We start from the raw sequence: 15722 nt of genomic DNA on the forward strand, positions 1-15722 counted from the left end.
GGCAACGGGTTAGCGTTTGCGACTGAATAGTGGGGTGTAAAGTCGGGAAAGGGCGGCAGCGCGCCGCCCTGTAACAGAATTAACGCAGAATATTTTTCTCAGCCAGATCCAGCGCGAAGTAACTGAAAATCAAATCGGCGCCAGCGCGTTTAATCGAGCCCAGACTTTCCAGCACGACCTTTTCTTCATCGATGGCGCCAGCCATAGCAGCAAATTTAATCATGGCGTATTCACCGCTCACCTGGTAAGCGCCAAGCGGCAACTCTGTGCGTTCGCGGATTTCACGCAGCACGTCCAGATACGCGCCGGCCGGTTTCACCATTAAGCAATCCGCGCCCTGGGCTTCGTCGAGCAGTGATTCGCGAATCGCTTCACGGCGGTTCATCGGATTCATTTGATACGTCTTGCGGTCGCCTTTTAACGCGGTACCCGCTGCTTCACGGAAGGGGCCGTAGAAAGAAGAGGCGAACTTAGTGGAGTAGGACATTATTGCCGTATCGGTAAAACCGGCGGCATCCAGCGCCTGGCGGATAGCCTGGACTTGTCCATCCATTGCCGCGGAGGGCGCAATAAAATCTGCTCCAGCCGCCGCCGCGACAACGGCCTGCTTGCCGAGGTTGGCCAGCGTCGCATCGTTATCCACACCGTGTTCGCACAACACGCCGCAGTGGCCGTGCGAGGTGTATTCGCAGAAGCAGGTGTCGGACATGACGATCATCTCCGGCACGGTTTGCTTACAGATGCGGGACATTCTTGCCACCAGACCGTCTTCTTTCCAGGTATCGCTGCCGGTGTCATCTGTATGGTGAGAAATGCCGAAGGTCATAACGGAACGAATGCCAGCATTTGCGATACGTTCAATCTCTCGCGCCAGCTGCTTTTCCGGGATACGCATTACGCCGGGCATGGCATCAATAGCTTTGTAATCGTCGAGTTCTTCTTCAACAAAGATCGGCAACACCAGGTCGTTCAGGCTAAGTGTTGTCTCTTCAAACATAGCGCGCAGCGCAGCGGATTTGCGCAGGCGGCGAGGGCGATGGATAAGGTCTGTCATGGTCTGCCTGATGTTTGTGGAATCGAAGGCCCAGTATACCTGAATCTGCAGGCAGATGTTTTACGAAAACGGTCCTTAACGTAGCAGGCGCAGCCCCGGCGGCGGCAGAACATGGCGCTTCTTTTATATACCGAAGATTAATACCTCAGGCACTATATCATTTTAAATAAGAATTAGTTTTACGTTGTTTTTAGTTTTATTTCATCGTCATTTAAGTAAATGTGGGTTTTAACATTATTCATGTTTATTTTGTTTTTCTTTAATCTATATTTATCTTATATGTATTTTGTTTTTTTATTTTCTTGTAAGGTCATGAAAAAGAATGCTTTTCAATTATAAAACTTCCTTTTATTACGTCTTTTTAATTCATGTCCGAATCCGGACTGAGGATAAAGAATAATTGAACCTTTTAGCAATGACGCCGCATAATCCTTCTTGCTAAACATCTCTATGTTTTTATGCATTGATAATTGATGGATCAACTATATTACGTCCCTGAGGAGGGATGACAAATGCACTCCTGGAAAAAGAAACTTGTAGTCTCACAATTAGCATTGGCTTGCACTCTGGCAATCACTTCTCAGGCGAATGCTACTACTAATGATATTTCTGGTACCACTTACAATACGTTTCATCACTACAACGATGCGACCTACGCTGATGACGTTTATTATGATGGCTATGTAGGTTGGAACAACTACGCAACTGATAGTTACTATAACGGTGACATTTATCCTGTAATCAATAACGCGCGAGTTAATGGCGTTATTTCTACCTACTATCTGGATGATGGCGTTACTACCAATACTAATGCGAATAGCCTGACAATTAAAAACAGTACTATTCACGGTATGATTACCTCCGCGTGTCTTGAGGGTACCGATTGCGTAAATCGTGACACCGGGTATGTATATGATCGTCTGGCGTTGACCGTTGATAACTCTACTATTGATGACAACTACGAGCATTATACCTATAACGGTACCTATACCGATGGTACTGCGGATACACATGTTGTTGATGTTTATGGCATGGGTACCGCGATTACACTGGATCAGGAAGTTGATCTGTCTATTGTAAATAATTCTCATGTTGCTGGTATTACCCTGACTCAGGGCTACGAATGGGAAGATATCGACGATAACACCGTTAGCACTGGCGTAAACAGTAGTGAAGTATTTAATAACACAATCAATGTTGTTGATTCTACCGTAACCTCTGGTTCATTGTCTGATGAAGGTACTTCCGGCTGGTTTGGTAATACTAATAACGCTAGCGATTACAGTGGTTCTTATACTGCTGATGACATTGCGATTGCGGCAATTGCACACCCATATGCTGATAATGCAATGCAGACGACGGTCAACCTCAGCAACTCCACGCTGATGGGCGATGTTGTATTCTCCAGCAATTTCGATGAAAACTTCTTCCCGAATGGAGCGGATAGCTATCGTGATACTGATGCTGACCGCGACACGAACGGTTGGGATGGCACTGACCGTATGGATGTTACCCTGAATAATGGTAGCAAATGGGTTGGTGCAGCAATGTCTGTACATATGACAGACACTGGTACTGATGCCGATGGAGACGGTGTTTTTGAATATACTGTAGATACTAACGGCGACGGTATTCTTGATGCCACATCTCCGGATGGAGTTTACGATTCTTATGCTGTAGGTACCGAGGCAACTGCAACTCTGATCGATATCGCAGCTAATAGTCTGTGGCCATTATCAACTGTAGGTGTTGATAACATTTATACTGACTACAGTGAGTATAACCATATCGTTGGTAACGAAGTTTATCAGAGCGGCCTGTTTAACGTGACCCTGAATACCGGATCACAGTGGGACACTACTAAAACTTCTCTGATTGATACGCTGAGTATCAATAGTGGTTCTGTTGTCAATGTTGCTGATTCTACTCTGGTTTCTGACACTATCGGCCTGACTGGTGGTTCTGCTCTGAACATCAATGAAGATGGTCATGTTGCAACTGATACCCTGTCTATCGATAACAGTACCGTTACGATTGCTGATGATGTTTCTGCTGGCTGGAGCGTAAATGATGCTGCCCTGTACGCAAACACTATCAACGTAACCAATAATGGTGTACTGGATGTTGGTAATAGCGCTTCTAATGCGCTGCAGGTTGATACTCTGAACCTGACCAGCTACACCGATGCTAACGGTTATGTGAACGCTGGTGTCTTCAACATCGAAAGTAACCGTTTCGTACTGGATGCTGACCTGACTAACGATCGTACTAACGACACGACTAAGTCTAACTACGGTTATGGCGTGATTGCGATGAACTCTGATGGTCATTTGACCATTAACGGTAACGGCGATACTTACGATACCGACCAGACGGAAGCAGGTCAGGATGAAGTTGATAACGTTGGTGACAATGTTGCAGCTGCCACCGGTAACTATAAAGTGCGTATCGACAACGCCACTGGCGCGGGTTCTGTTGCGGATTATAAAGGTAATGAGCTGATCTATGTTAACGATAAGAACAGCACCGCTACCTTCTCTGCAGCAAACAAAGCTGACCTGGGTGCTTACACCTATCAGGCTAAGCAGGAAGGCAACACTGTCGTGCTGGAACAGATGGAACTGACCGACTACGCTAACATGGCGCTGAGCATTCCTTCTGCGAACACCAATATCTGGAACCTGGAACAAGACACCGTTGGTACTCGTCTGACCAACGCTCGTCATGGCCTGGCGGATAACGGCGGCGCATGGGTAAGCTACTTCGGCGGTAACTTCAACGGCGACAACGGCACCATTAACTACGATCAGGATGTTAATGGCATCATGGTCGGTGTTGATACCAAAGTTGATGGTAACAACGCTAAGTGGATCGTTGGTGCGGCAGCAGGCTTCGCGAAAGGCGATCTGAGCGATCGTACCGGTCAGGTGGATCAGGACAGCCAGTCTGCCTACATCTACTCTTCCGCTCGTTTCGCAAACAACATCTTTGTTGACGGTAACTTGAGCTACTCTCACTTCAACAACGATTTGTCTGCTAACATGAGCGACGGTACTTACGTTGACGGCAACACCTCTTCTGACGCCTGGGGCTTCGGCTTGAAACTGGGTTATGATCTGAAGCTGGGTGATGCAGGCTACGTAACGCCTTACGGCAGCGTATCCGGTCTGTTCCAGTCTGGCGACGACTACCAGCTGAGCAACGACATGAAAGTTGACGGTCAGTCTTACGACAGCATGCGTTATGAACTCGGTGTAGATGCAGGTTATACCTTCACTTACAGCGAAGATCAGGCGCTGACCCCGTACTTCAAACTGGCTTACGTTTACGACGACTCCAACAACGATGCTGACGTAAACGGCGACTCTATCGACAACGGCGTAGAAGGTTCTGCGGTACGTGTTGGTCTGGGTACTCAGTTCAGCTTCACGAAGAACTTCAGCGCCTACACCGATGCTAACTACCTCGGCGGCGGTGATGTTGATCAAGACTGGTCTGCAAACGTTGGTGTTAAATATACCTGGTAATCATTTTCTCTCAGGAGAAATAAAGGTAATTTAAACTGAAAAATGCCCGTCAAGGACTTGACGGGCATTATTGCAAGGAATGCATATGTTATCTTTAAGCAAGCCACTACAGGAATTCTACAGACTCGATAAATGCCTTTCTAAGCATGGTACGCGTTTCGAGTTTGTTAATGATAAAGAGATTATCTGTTCACCTGATGAAAGTAATACCCATACCTTTGTTATTTTAGAGGGGGTTGTTTCGTTAGTTCGCGGTGATAAAGTTCTTATTGGTATTGTGCAGGCCCCCTTTATTTTCGGCTTAGCCGATGGTGTGGCGAAAAAAGAGGCACAATATAAATTAATTGCGGAGAGCGGTTGCATCGGTTATCGCCTCTCATCATCACAAACTCTCGCCATCATTGAGCAGAACCAACTGTGGCGTGAAGCCTTCTGTTGGATAGTATGGAAAAGTCAGGTACTGGAACTTCGTGACAAGCAGCTCATTGGTAATAATTCTTACGACCAGATTCGTGCGACGTTAATGACAATGATTGAGTGGGATGAAGAACTTCGCTCACGTATTGGTGTTATGAATTATATTCATCAACGAACGCGCGTATCGCGATCGGTGGTGGCGGAAGTTCTCGCGGCCCTGCGTAAGGGTAATTACATTGAAATGAATAAAGGCAAACTGATCAGTATTAACCGTTTGCCCTCCGAATATTAACAAAAATGTTGCGCCTCGTCTGATATAGCGCGAGGCGCGACGACTCAGGATGCAGGAATAGCAATCGGTTTATTGCCGCTTAGCTCAGTAACCAAATCGTTAATCCCGTCACTCATATTGGTAAAACGCGTGAGGGGGGAACGGGTTACGACCACAAAAGCGCCAATATTATATTGTGGGATCATCGCCATATAGGTAATAAAACCGCCGCCGCCTCCTGTTTTCTGGATAATGCCAGGACGTCCGTCTTTTGGCGCCATATAGACCCAGCCCAGACCGAGCGCGTCGGCTTTACCCGGTACGTCCATCCCAATGATTTTCTTTAACTGTGTGCGCTGATAAATCAACGTTTGCATACGATCGGCCTGTTGGCTACGGTGATAGAAATCTGACGACAGATACTGTTGCATCCAGCGCATCATATCTCCTGGCGTAGAATAGACCCCGCCGCTGCCAATGGCTGCCAGCGTATTATTACAGGGGCTTGCGCCTTTTTCTGCCACCATCAGACGCTTACACTGATCGGGAGAAGGGGTAAACGTGGTGTCTTTCATTCCCAGCGGGCGAGTAATCTTTTCTTCAAACAGTTGCGTATAAGGTTTGCCGGAGGCGGTCGCCAGCGCGTCGGCTAACAGGTCGAACGCCAGATTGGAATAGGCCGCCTGCGAGCCTGGCGCGACTTTTAACGTTGCTGTGGAGAGCCAGTTCCAGCGTTGTTCGCGGGTTGGCCAGACAAATACCGGACGATGCGCCGCGCCGCCGGGCTGTTCTCGCGGAAGCGCGCTGGTGTGGGTCGCTAAGTTGACCAACGTAATCGGCGTGCCTTGATACGTCGGGACATGCGCGCCGGGAGGCGCATATTTGCTGAGAGGGTCGTTTAATTTTACCGTTCCCTGATCGAGCAATTTTACCAACATTTCACTGGTCATTAGCTTGGTGAGAGAAGCGATACGAATGACCGAATCAAGCTGTGGACGAACATTATTGCCCGGTCTGGTGTCACCGAAACTACGAAACACGCGTTGATTGCCGTCGATCACCACCAGCGCCATGCCCGTGGCGCCGCTACCATAAAAGATATGCTCGGCATAACGATCAACGATATCAGAGGCAAAAACCGGATCGGCAATCGGCTGAGCCGCCTGGACAGAAGTAAGTGATGCCGCAAACAGCATGGCAGTAAAAAGCAGACTACGTTTCAACGGTGATGTCCATAAGTGAAATAACGGTGGTTATGCGTATTTATACTACCCGGCGGCACATTGCAAAACGTTAAAGAGAAAAAAGTGGGTGAAAAAACGTAACGGCGGGTTTTCGTGATGAAGAATGTTTACTTTTGTGATAGAGCGCTTGTGATAACCTGATAGCGTCAGCCTGCCTGCTTAGGATGAAACTCGTCGAAACAATTCTGTTGAGCAGAAGTGCGAACTAAGCGTCACAACGTAGGTCACAATGCCTGGTTTAGCCCTTTCATTTGCGTGGGCATGGCGTGATATTGCCGCCGTCACAGCAGCCGTAATAAAGAGAAGAAGTTAGCAGGAGAGCATGATGTTTAAATCTTTTTTCCCAAAGCCAGGGCCGTTTTTCATGTCGGCGTTTGTTTGGGCGCTTATCGCCGTCATTTTCTGGCAGGCGGGAGGAGGAGATTGGGTGGCGCGACTTGTGGGGGCATCCGATGAAGTGCCTATCAGCGCAGCGCGCTTCTGGTCGCTGGACTATCTGATTTTTTATGCTTATTACCTGATTTGTGTGGGATTATTTGCAACGTTCTGGTTCATCTATAGTCCGCACCGCTGGCAGTACTGGTCGATACTTGGCACCTCGCTCATTATTTTTGTCACCTGGTTTTTGGTGGAGGTTGGCGTCGCGGTTAACGCCTGGTACGCACCATTCTATGATTTGATTCAAACGGCGCTCAGCTCGCCGCACAAGGTCACTCTTGGTCAATTTTATCATGAAGTGGGGGTGTTTCTCGGTATTGCGCTTATCGCCGTGGTGATCGGTGTGCTGAACAACTTCTTTGTCAGCCACTATGTATTTCGCTGGCGTACCGCAATGAATGAGCACTATATGGCGCACTGGCAGTACCTGCGCCATATCGAAGGGGCCGCCCAACGTGTGCAGGAAGACACCATGCGTTTTGCCTCTACACTGGAGAACATGGGCGTGAGTTTTATCAATGCCATCATGACGCTTATCGCCTTTCTGCCGGTGTTGGTCACCCTGTCAGCGCATGTGCCTAATTTACCCATCGTAGGACATATCCCTTACGGCCTGGTCATTGCCGCTATAGTCTGGTCATTAATGGGGACGGGCCTGCTGGCGGTCGTCGGGATCAAATTGCCGGGGCTAGAATTTAAAAATCAGCGAGTGGAAGCCGCTTATCGTAAGGAGCTGGTCTACGGTGAAGATGACGCCAGCCGCGCCACGCCGCCAACCGTCCGTGAACTGTTTAGCGCAGTGCGCCATAACTACTTCCGTCTCTACTTTCACTATATGTATTTCAACATCGCGCGCATTCTCTATTTGCAGGTCGATAACGTTTTCGGTTTGTTCCTGCTGTTTCCTTCCATTGTTGCCGGTACGATTACGCTGGGGCTGATGACGCAAATCACCAACGTGTTTGGCCAGGTGCGCGGTTCGTTCCAGTATTTGATTAACTCCTGGACGACTCTGGTGGAGCTGATGTCTATTTATAAACGTTTGCGTAGCTTTGAACGTCAGTTGGATGGTCAGCCAGTTCAGGAAGTGACTCACTCTTTTAGCTAACAGAAGGAAACGTTATGTCGGCGGCGTCCCGTCTTTATCCTCTGCCTTTTCTGGCGGTCGCCATATTGGCTGGCTGTAGTAGTCAATCCGGGCAGCCGGTGAGCAAAGGCGAGAAGCCTGTCGACGTGGCAAGCGTAGTACGTCAGAAAATGCCGGCCAGTGTCAAAGACAGAGAGGCCTGGGCGAAAGATATCGCGACAACGTTTAAGAGCCAGGGGCTGTCGCCGACGGTAGAAAATATCTGTTCGGTGCTGGCTGTCGCCCAGCAGGAGTCCGGTTATCAGGCGGATCCTGTCGTGCCGGGGCTAAGTAAAATCGCCTGGCAGGAGATTGATCGCCGCGCTGAACGACTACACATTCCGCTGTTTCTGGTGCACACCGCGCTGAAAATTAACTCCCCCAACGGCAAGAGCTATAGCGAACGCCTGGACACGGTAAAAACCGAAAAACAGCTTAGCGCTATTTTTGACGACTTTATCAATATGGTCCCTATGGGGCAGACGCTATTTGGCTCATATAACCCGGTGCATACGGGCGGCCCGATGCAGGTCAGCATTGCCTTTGCCGAACAGCACGCGAAAGGCTATCCGTGGAAGATGACGGGTACGGTACGTCAGGAGGTCTTTACGCGCCGTGGCGGATTGTGGTTTGGAACCTACCATTTGCTGAATTACCCGGCGAACTACAGCGCGCCTGTTTTCCGCTTCGCCGACTTCAACGCGGGATGGTACGCCAGCCGTAACGCTGCGTTCCAGAATGCCGTCAGTAAAGCCAGTGGGGTAAAACTGGCGCTGGATGGCGATCTGATTCGTTATAACAGCAAGGAACCGGGCAAAACAGAGTTAGCGGTGCGCAAACTGGCAGGGCAGTTGGGAATGAGTGAGCGTGAAATTCGCAGCCAACTGGAGAAAGGCGATAGCCTGGCGTTTGAAAAAACGGCGCTCTACAAGAAAGTCTATAAACTGGCCGAGGCCAAAACGGGCAAGACGCTTGCGCGGGAAATGTTGCCCGGTATTCAACTGGAAAGCCCGAAGATCACGCGCAAGCTGACAACCGCCTGGTTTGCTAAACGAGTTGATGAGCGGCGGGCGCGGTGTATGGGGCGATAAATTTCGCGCTGGGATACTTTCTCCAGCGCGCTAAGGTTTATTGGTGACGGTGACGCCAGCGTAAAAACGCGGCGATAACGGCGAAAATGAGGCAGCCCGTGAGGAAGGGCACCAGGCCAAAAATCGTCCCGACGCCCAGCCCAATCTCTACCCGCGGTCGACCTGTATCCTGTACCTGCATCAGATGCTCATAGATGCCCGGCGCATGAACCAGCAGGTTTAAGAGTTGCGCTCCGGCCCAGAAGCAAAACAGTACAAATATGGCGTAAGCAATATTTCCGGGCGTAGAGGAGGTTTCTCGATGCTTCCCGCTGAACAGCGATTTTGAGAGAGTGAAATCAGCCATAAAGACCTCCAGGATGATCGGCTACGATCTGGCGTTATGCCATCGGCTTACTGTGAAGTCTGACAGGTCATTGTGTTTGTCAATATCAGAATCATGGTAATTTCACATACGGAATGTATCCATCGCGTAAATTTTTGTTAGTTGTCACAAAACGATCACTTTTATCAAAATCAATTAACATTTAAGAAATTCCGTATCCCCCACAGACTCGCTCGCCAGAAGTATGCAAAAATACGTTTTTGTTGCTGTTAATACGTCGGAGTCGTTATGCGTTTGCCTGTAAAAATTCGTCGTGACTGGCACTACTATGCCTTCTCTATTGGCCTTATCTTTATTTTGAATGGCGTCGTAGGATTGCTGGGTTTTGAGGCGAAAGGATGGCAAACCTATGGTGTTGGGCTGGTAACGTGGATTATTAGCTTCTGGCTGGCGGGGTTCATCATTCGTCGGCGCGAAGATGGTGAGGTAAAAGACGCCCGATAAACGTTGCGCTATCGGGCGTGCGGTATTACATCGTGGTTTTTAAGGCGTTATTCGCCGTATGGCGTTCCAGCGCCAGCTCAATCAGGCGACTAATCAAATCGGTATAGCCCAATCCGCTCGCCTGCCAGAGTTTTGGATACATACTGATATTGGTAAAACCTGGCAGCGTATTAATCTCGTTAATCACGACCTCATTGTCTGCCGTTAAGAAGACATCGACACGCGCCATACCCGCGCACCCCAGCGTCTGATAAGCCTGGATCGCGATCGCGCGGATCTTGTCATTCACCTCGGAAGGGATCTGCGCAGGCACGACAACTTGTGCGCCGTTATCATCAATATACTTAGTATCGTAGGCGTAAAATTCGCTATTCAGTACGATTTCGCCGCAGGTACTGGCCTGTGGGTTATCGTTACCTAATACGGCGCATTCGATCTCGCGCCCTTTGATCCCTTGCTCCACCACCACTTTATGATCGAATTCGAAAGCCAGCGCGACCGCCTGCTGATATTGCGCTTCGTTAGTGACTTTACTAACGCCGACCGAAGAGCCCTGATTGGCGGGCTTAACGAACAGCGGCAGTCCCAGACGGGATTCAACCTCGGCAAAACTAAACGCGTGACGATTCGTTCGGGTGAGTGTAATAAACGGGGCGATATTCAGTCCTGCATCGCGTAGCAGTCGTTTGGCGACGTCTTTATCCATGCAGGCTGCGGAGCTCAGCACGTCTGAACCGACAAACGGTAAGTTTGCGACGCGCAGCATCCCCTGCAATGAGCCGTCTTCGCCCAGCGTACCGTGGACGATAGGAAAAATAACATCTACCGTCGGTAGCGGCTGCCCGTTCTGGGCGTTAATCAATTGGTGTTGGTGTTTGCCAGGCACCTGGGCCAGACTGATTGCCGAAGGACGTAGCGCGATATGTGCCGGATCGTCTGCATTCTGCAAATAATTTTCCGCATCGTTAACATGCCATTGTCCCGCCTTATCTATCCCTAACAGCACCACGTCGAAGCGGGTTTTATCGATCGCATCAACGATATTTTTCGCTGATTGCAAAGACACTTCATGTTCCGCCGACTTACCGCCAAATACTATTCCTACCCGCAATTTCGCCATCTTAAAAACCCATTCCATCGAATGCAAAGCGTATACATTACCACGACAAAACGCGGGTTTCGCGGGCTTCTGCCATAATGTTTATGGGATGTGAGAACGGAGGCCGCGTGAGAGGTAAGGGTTTTCTGATTATTGTGCTGTTGGGCGGCATTGGCGGGCTGGGATATCGTTATCTTCCCTCTTATTATAATCCTTTTGCTCCGCTACAACTTGCCGATCCGCCAGGCTGGATCACTACCTTCAAACTACAGCGCCTGACGCCGTCGCAGTGCCGGGAGCTGTTGACGGCGGCCAATCAACAGGGATTAATTTCATCACAACCTGTTGCGGATAGCGCTGGTGAATGTCCCTTGTCCCATGTTGTGCGCGTCAGAGATTTTGGTCAGGTCAAACTGAGCAGCAGTTTTTTAGCCTCCTGCCCGCTGGCGCTGCGCTCCGCGCTGTTTGTCGAACAGCAGGCAAAACCTTTAACAGAAACGTGGATGAAGCGCCGCCTGACCCGCATCGAACATCTGGGCAGCTATGCCTGCCGTAATATTTATCACCGCCCGGATGCGCGTCGCAGTGAACATGCCAGCGCAGAAGCGCTGGATGTCAGCGGGTTTCAGCTATCAGATGGCCGAAAAATCACTGTTCTGCGCGGCTGGGGGCGTCAGGAGACGGGGCCCTGGTTACGCGCTATGTTAAACGCCAGTTGCCATTATTATGGCAATGGGCTCGGGCCTGACTATAACGCTGCTCATGCTAACCATTTTCATCTTGGAATGCGGGGCTACGGCGTGTGTCGTTAAAGCATAAACGTCTGCCTTGCGCGGCTGTATAATGTGATATATTTCACAAAAATGATGAACGGGGAGACAAAATAGCAAAGTGTGACGTATCGCACCTCTGGAACCACCAGGAAAAAGAGAACTTGCTAAGCTAACGCGTATTTTCAGCTACTTACCGTTACGAGTCTTATGGAATCCTGGAAAGTTAATCTAATTTCCGTTTGGTTTGGATGTTTTTTTACCGGGCTGGCAATCAGCCAAATCCTGCCATTCTTACCCCTTTATATTTCCCAGCTTGGCGTCTCTTCCCATGAAGCGTTATCAATGTGGTCCGGGTTAACGTTTAGCATCACGTTTCTTATTTCCGCCATTGTGTCGCCGATGTGGGGCAGTCTTGCCGATCGTAAAGGGCGTAAACTGATGCTATTGCGCGCGTCGCTCGGGATGGCGATAGCTATTCTACTGCAGGCATTCGCGACCCATGTCTGGCAACTTTTCCTGCTGCGCGGAATCATGGGGTTAACGTCAGGCTATATCCCCAATGCCATGGCGCTGGTAGCCTCTCAGGTACCGCGCGAACGTAGCGGCTGGGCGCTCAGTACGCTTTCTACCGCGCAGATCAGCGGCGTTATCGGCGGGCCGTTAATGGGCGGCTTTGTCGCGGATCATATCGGGCTGCGGGCGGTATTTCTGATTACCGCCATGCTGTTGGTGGTGAGCTTTCTGGTCACGCTATTTTTAATTAAAGAAGGCGTGCGTCCGGTCATCAAGAAAAGCGAACGCCTGAGTGGTAAAGCCGTTTTTGCGTCGTTACCTTATCCTGCGCTGGTGATCAGTTTGTTTTTTACCACGATGGTCATTCAACTCTGTAATGGTTCCATCAGTCCAATCCTGGCGCTGTTTATCAAATCAATGATGCCGGACAGTAATAACATCGCCTTTCTTAGCGGGTTAATTGCCTCGGTGCCCGGTATCTCCGCGCTTATCTCCGCGCCTCGCCTGGGAAAACTTGGCGACAGAATCGGCACGGAAAGAATTCTGATGGCCACGCTTATCTGCGCAGTGCTGCTTTTCTTCGCGATGTCCTGGGTCACTACGCCGTTCCAGTTGGGGCTGTTGCGTTTCTTGTTGGGCTTTGCCGATGGCGCGATGTTACCCGCCGTACAAACGTTATTGGTGAAATACTCCAGCGACCAAATTACCGGACGTATTTTTGGCTACAACCAGTCATTTATGTACCTGGGCAACGTGGTTGGGCCGTTGATGGGCGCGACGGTATCGGCGATGGCCGGTTTCCGCTGGGTTTTTATCGCTACGGCGGCGATCGTGTTGATCAATATCGGGCAACTGACCCTGGCGTTACGTCGTCGGCGTAACGCGCAAAAAGCGAAAGGCCAATAGCGGTGCATCGTAACGGCGCTTCTGCCGTTACGATATGGTTTAAATTAAAAGATATATTCTTTATCCGTGAAGTTTTTCTATAGATGGCATAACCTTAAATTATGATATAGCGTGATTATTGTTTTTTGATGGTTTATTATCGTCTCGTTTTCGGTCTGAGAAACGTTTCGCTGCGGCGACAGTGATAATTATTTGTGTAAAGTTCTTCCTGTATCATAAAAATAGTACTTTCAGCCTCTAGGCAGTGGTTCTTCATAGTGATAACGTCACCCTGGAACTAATAAGGAAATATGGTCATGAAAAATCTCATAGCAGAGTTGTTGCTTAAGCTAGCCCAAAAAGAAGAAGAGTCGAAAGAACTGGTTGCTCAGGTAGAAGCGTTAGAGATTATCGTCACAGCAATGTTACGTAACATGGCGCAAAACGAGCAGGAGATGTTGATACGTCAGGTAGAGGGGGCACTTGAAGGCGTAAAGCCGGATGCCAGCGTTCCTGATCACGATACGGAATTGCTGCGCCAATATGTAAAAAAGTTGCTGAGACACCCCCGGCACTAATCGTATTTTAAAACAACACAGTTGTTATAACGTTACTTTTATGAAATAACATAGCCGCTTCGTTTTTATTTTCTTCTGGGTAATACAGAGCGAAATAAAAACGAAGCGGCTATGGTAATAACAGTGTAACGCTATGCGCTGTTCTTCTGCATCCTGCCAGTGTGACTGTGGATAATCGAATTGCACATTAGCCTACGGTTTGTCAATCAATAAAACATCTATTGCTAACGGTAAGTAATACTTTTACAACCGGGTGGTATTTTTGCCAGTAACGGCCAGACTTATATAAAGTCCCTGGGATATTTCCCAAAGGGACAACGTGTAATGTGTACACTGACAAAAGGATGGTGCTATGAAAATAACATTACTGGTGACTTTACTTTTTGGCCTGGTCTTTTTAACCGCCGTCGGCGCAACCGAGAAACCGTTAACGCCGCAACAGCAGCGCATGACGACCTGTAATCAGCAGGCGACAGCGCAAGCGTTGAAAGGCGATGCGCGTAAAACCTACCTTAGCGACTGTCTAAAAAACAGTCAGTCAGCCCCTGGCGAGAAAAGCCTGACGCCGCAACAGCAGAAAATGCGTGAATGCAATGTTCAGGCGACGGAACAATCACTGAAAGGCGATGACCGTAGCAAGTTTATGAGCGCCTGCCTGAAAAAAGCGGCGTAGTGCTATCGGGTGAGTCCTGAAAAACACTCACCCGAAATTTCATACTTCCTCCATGCGCTCTGTTTCTATAATTTGGGAAAATTGTTTCTAAATGTTCCCAAAAATAATGAATGATGAAAATTTTTACCGAAAAGCGGTTGAACAGGCGGTAGCGCCGCCTGACCCTTCTGATGATCGCCAGCGCTCCGGATTGCGCTTCGCCCGGCGCATCAGGCTACCGCGAGCGGTGGGGTTAGGGGGGATGTTTTTACCGGTGGCCGCCGTGTTAGTGTCGCAACCTGTCTTTGGCGGCTGGTGGCTATTGCTGGTCGGCTGGTCTTTTGTCTGGCCGCATCTGGCGTGGCAGTGGGCGGCGAAAGCCCTTGATCCGCTACGCCAGGAAATTTACAACCTGAAAGTGGATGCGATCCTCTCCGGCATGTGGATCGCGTTGATGGGCGTCAATATGTTGCCTGCCGCCGCGCTGTTTATGATGATGAGCATGAATCTGATGGGCGCTGGCGGGCGGCGGCTATTCACTGTCGGAATGGGCCTTTTGCTGGCGTCATGTCTGGTGACGTTGCAGCTTACCGGGCTACCCGTCGCGATGCGAAGCTCGTCGCTGGAAGTCACGCTCTCTTTGCCCGTCATTATGTTGTATCCGCTTCTGTTCGCCTGGGTAAGTTATCAAACGGCCATTAAATTAGCGGAACATAAGCGACGCTTGCAGGCGATGAGTTCGCGGGATGGCATGACCGGCGTCTATAACCGACGCCACTGGGAAATTTTATTACGTAATGAATTCGATCACAGCCGACGCCACCATCGGGAGGCGACATTGTTGATTATCGATATCGATCATTTTAAGAGCATTAACGACACTTGGGGACATGATGTTGGGGATGAGGCTATTATCGCCCTGACGCGTCAATTACAGATAACGCTACGCGGGAGTGATATTATCGGGCGCTTTGGCGGCGACGAATTTGCGGTGATTATGTGCGGAACGCCGGCAGACAGCGCGATTACCGCCATGTCGCGAGTGCATGAACGGCTAAATACCTTACGCTTGCCGGGCGCGCCGCAGGTCATGTTACGTATCAGCGTGGGCGTGGCGCCGTTAACGCCACAAATCGGTCATTATCGGGAATGGTTAAAGTCTGCGGATATGGCGCTTTACAAAGCAAAGAATGCCGGACGTAACCGCACCGAAGTGGCGGCATGA

At 49.6% G+C, this 15722-nt stretch carries 14 protein-coding genes; 10 read left to right on the plus strand and 4 right to left on the minus strand.

What is annotated here, in order from left to right:
• Positions 1 to 79: 79 nt before the first annotated feature.
• Positions 80 to 1054, minus strand: coding sequence for a porphobilinogen synthase (gene hemB / locus NA986_RS10970; RefSeq protein ID WP_000130728.1), 975 nt, complete (start codon positions 1052 to 1054; stop codon positions 80 to 82).
• A 512-nt stretch (positions 1055 to 1566) separates the two neighbouring features.
• Between hemB and ehaB the strand changes: the two genes are divergently transcribed.
• Entirely contained in the window at positions 1567 to 4581 is a 3015-nt protein-coding gene (gene ehaB / locus NA986_RS10975; protein ID WP_001749095.1) for an autotransporter adhesin EhaB, read from the plus strand.
• An 85-nt stretch (positions 4582 to 4666) separates the two neighbouring features.
• Positions 4667 to 5290: a hydrogen peroxide resistance inhibitor IprA gene (gene iprA, locus NA986_RS10980; protein ID WP_000950242.1), complete on the plus strand. Its 624-nt coding sequence runs from the start codon at positions 4667 to 4669 to the stop codon at positions 5288 to 5290.
• Positions 5291 to 5334: 44 nt separating this feature from the next.
• Here the strand turns inward: iprA and ampH are convergent, their stop codons facing one another.
• Positions 5335 to 6492, minus strand: coding sequence for a D-alanyl-D-alanine-carboxypeptidase/endopeptidase AmpH (gene ampH / locus NA986_RS10985; protein WP_000830777.1), 1158 nt, complete (start codon positions 6490 to 6492; stop codon positions 5335 to 5337).
• Between the two features lie 346 nt (positions 6493 to 6838).
• On the opposite strand from ampH, the gene sbmA reads away from it, so the two are divergent.
• Complete coding sequence (sbmA, locus tag NA986_RS10990) at positions 6839 to 8059, plus strand: peptide antibiotic transporter SbmA (RefSeq protein ID WP_000477024.1); 1221 nt, start codon at positions 6839 to 6841, stop codon at positions 8057 to 8059.
• 14 nt (positions 8060 to 8073) lie between these two features.
• Positions 8074 to 9168, plus strand: coding sequence for a surface-exposed outer membrane lipoprotein YaiW (gene yaiW, locus NA986_RS10995; RefSeq protein WP_023217009.1), 1095 nt, complete (start codon positions 8074 to 8076; stop codon positions 9166 to 9168).
• Between the two features lie 37 nt (positions 9169 to 9205).
• Here yaiW and NA986_RS11000 read toward each other — a convergent pair whose 3' ends face one another.
• A complete protein-coding gene (locus tag NA986_RS11000) occupies positions 9206 to 9514 on the minus strand; it encodes a YaiY family protein (RefSeq protein WP_000763139.1) in 309 nt (102 codons plus the stop codon).
• Between the two features lie 267 nt (positions 9515 to 9781).
• Here NA986_RS11000 and NA986_RS11005 point away from each other — a divergent pair, with 267 nt between their 5' ends.
• Positions 9782 to 9997 (plus strand): DUF2754 family protein, encoded by a 216-nt coding sequence (locus NA986_RS11005; RefSeq protein WP_001239242.1) that lies wholly within the window; start codon positions 9782 to 9784, stop codon positions 9995 to 9997.
• 25 nt (positions 9998 to 10022) lie between these two features.
• Here the strand turns inward: NA986_RS11005 and ddlA are convergent, their stop codons facing one another.
• Positions 10023 to 11117 (minus strand): D-alanine--D-alanine ligase, encoded by a 1095-nt coding sequence (ddlA, locus tag NA986_RS11010; RefSeq protein WP_001096596.1) that lies wholly within the window; start codon positions 11115 to 11117, stop codon positions 10023 to 10025.
• A gap of 77 nt (positions 11118 to 11194) precedes the next feature.
• Between ddlA and NA986_RS11015 the strand changes: the two genes are divergently transcribed.
• The 5 genes from NA986_RS11015 (at position 11195) to adrA (ending at position 15722) form a co-directional block, all read left to right on the plus strand.
• A complete protein-coding gene (locus tag NA986_RS11015) occupies positions 11195 to 11908 on the plus strand; it encodes an extensin-like domain-containing protein (RefSeq protein ID WP_000480794.1) in 714 nt (237 codons plus the stop codon).
• A 168-nt stretch (positions 11909 to 12076) separates the two neighbouring features.
• Positions 12077 to 13288, plus strand: a complete 1212-nt coding sequence (locus NA986_RS11020; protein ID WP_000446768.1) for a multidrug efflux MFS transporter — start codon at positions 12077 to 12079, stop codon at positions 13286 to 13288.
• 296 nt (positions 13289 to 13584) lie between these two features.
• On the plus strand, positions 13585 to 13845 hold the full coding sequence (gene iraP, locus NA986_RS11025) for an anti-adapter protein IraP (RefSeq protein WP_001518423.1): 261 nt from the start codon (positions 13585 to 13587) through the stop codon (positions 13843 to 13845).
• 352 nt (positions 13846 to 14197) lie between these two features.
• Complete coding sequence (gene psiF, locus NA986_RS11030) at positions 14198 to 14518, plus strand: phosphate starvation-inducible protein PsiF (RefSeq protein WP_000705165.1); 321 nt, start codon at positions 14198 to 14200, stop codon at positions 14516 to 14518.
• Positions 14519 to 14609: 91 nt separating this feature from the next.
• Positions 14610 to 15722, plus strand: a complete 1113-nt coding sequence (gene adrA / locus NA986_RS11035) for a diguanylate cyclase AdrA (protein ID WP_000484097.1) — start codon at positions 14610 to 14612, stop codon at positions 15720 to 15722.

The sequence above is a fragment of the Salmonella sp. NW177 genome, assembly GCF_051811585.1.
Classification (GTDB): Bacteria; Pseudomonadota; Gammaproteobacteria; order Enterobacterales; family Enterobacteriaceae; genus Salmonella; species Salmonella enterica.

Excerpts from the sequence above, each read along its gene's own strand:
- hemB (WP_000130728.1), bottom strand. The coding sequence starts at position 1,054 with ATGACAGACCTTATCCATCGCCCTCGCCGCCTGCGCAAATCCGCTGCG.
- ehaB (WP_001749095.1), top strand. The coding sequence starts at position 1,567 with ATGCACTCCTGGAAAAAGAAACTTGTAGTCTCACAATTAGCATTGGCT.
- iprA (WP_000950242.1), top strand. The coding sequence starts at position 4,667 with ATGTTATCTTTAAGCAAGCCACTACAGGAATTCTACAGACTCGATAAA.
- sbmA (WP_000477024.1), top strand. The coding sequence starts at position 6,839 with ATGTTTAAATCTTTTTTCCCAAAGCCAGGGCCGTTTTTCATGTCGGCG.
- yaiW (WP_023217009.1), top strand. The coding sequence starts at position 8,074 with ATGTCGGCGGCGTCCCGTCTTTATCCTCTGCCTTTTCTGGCGGTCGCC.
- NA986_RS11000 (WP_000763139.1), bottom strand. The coding sequence starts at position 9,514 with ATGGCTGATTTCACTCTCTCAAAATCGCTGTTCAGCGGGAAGCATCGA.
- NA986_RS11005 (WP_001239242.1), top strand. The coding sequence starts at position 9,782 with ATGCGTTTGCCTGTAAAAATTCGTCGTGACTGGCACTACTATGCCTTC.
- ddlA (WP_001096596.1), bottom strand. The coding sequence starts at position 11,117 with ATGGCGAAATTGCGGGTAGGAATAGTATTTGGCGGTAAGTCGGCGGAA.
- NA986_RS11015 (WP_000480794.1), top strand. The coding sequence starts at position 11,195 with ATGTTTATGGGATGTGAGAACGGAGGCCGCGTGAGAGGTAAGGGTTTT.
- NA986_RS11020 (WP_000446768.1), top strand. The coding sequence starts at position 12,077 with ATGGAATCCTGGAAAGTTAATCTAATTTCCGTTTGGTTTGGATGTTTT.
- iraP (WP_001518423.1), top strand. The coding sequence starts at position 13,585 with ATGAAAAATCTCATAGCAGAGTTGTTGCTTAAGCTAGCCCAAAAAGAA.
- psiF (WP_000705165.1), top strand. The coding sequence starts at position 14,198 with ATGAAAATAACATTACTGGTGACTTTACTTTTTGGCCTGGTCTTTTTA.
- adrA (WP_000484097.1), top strand. The coding sequence starts at position 14,610 with ATGTTCCCAAAAATAATGAATGATGAAAATTTTTACCGAAAAGCGGTT.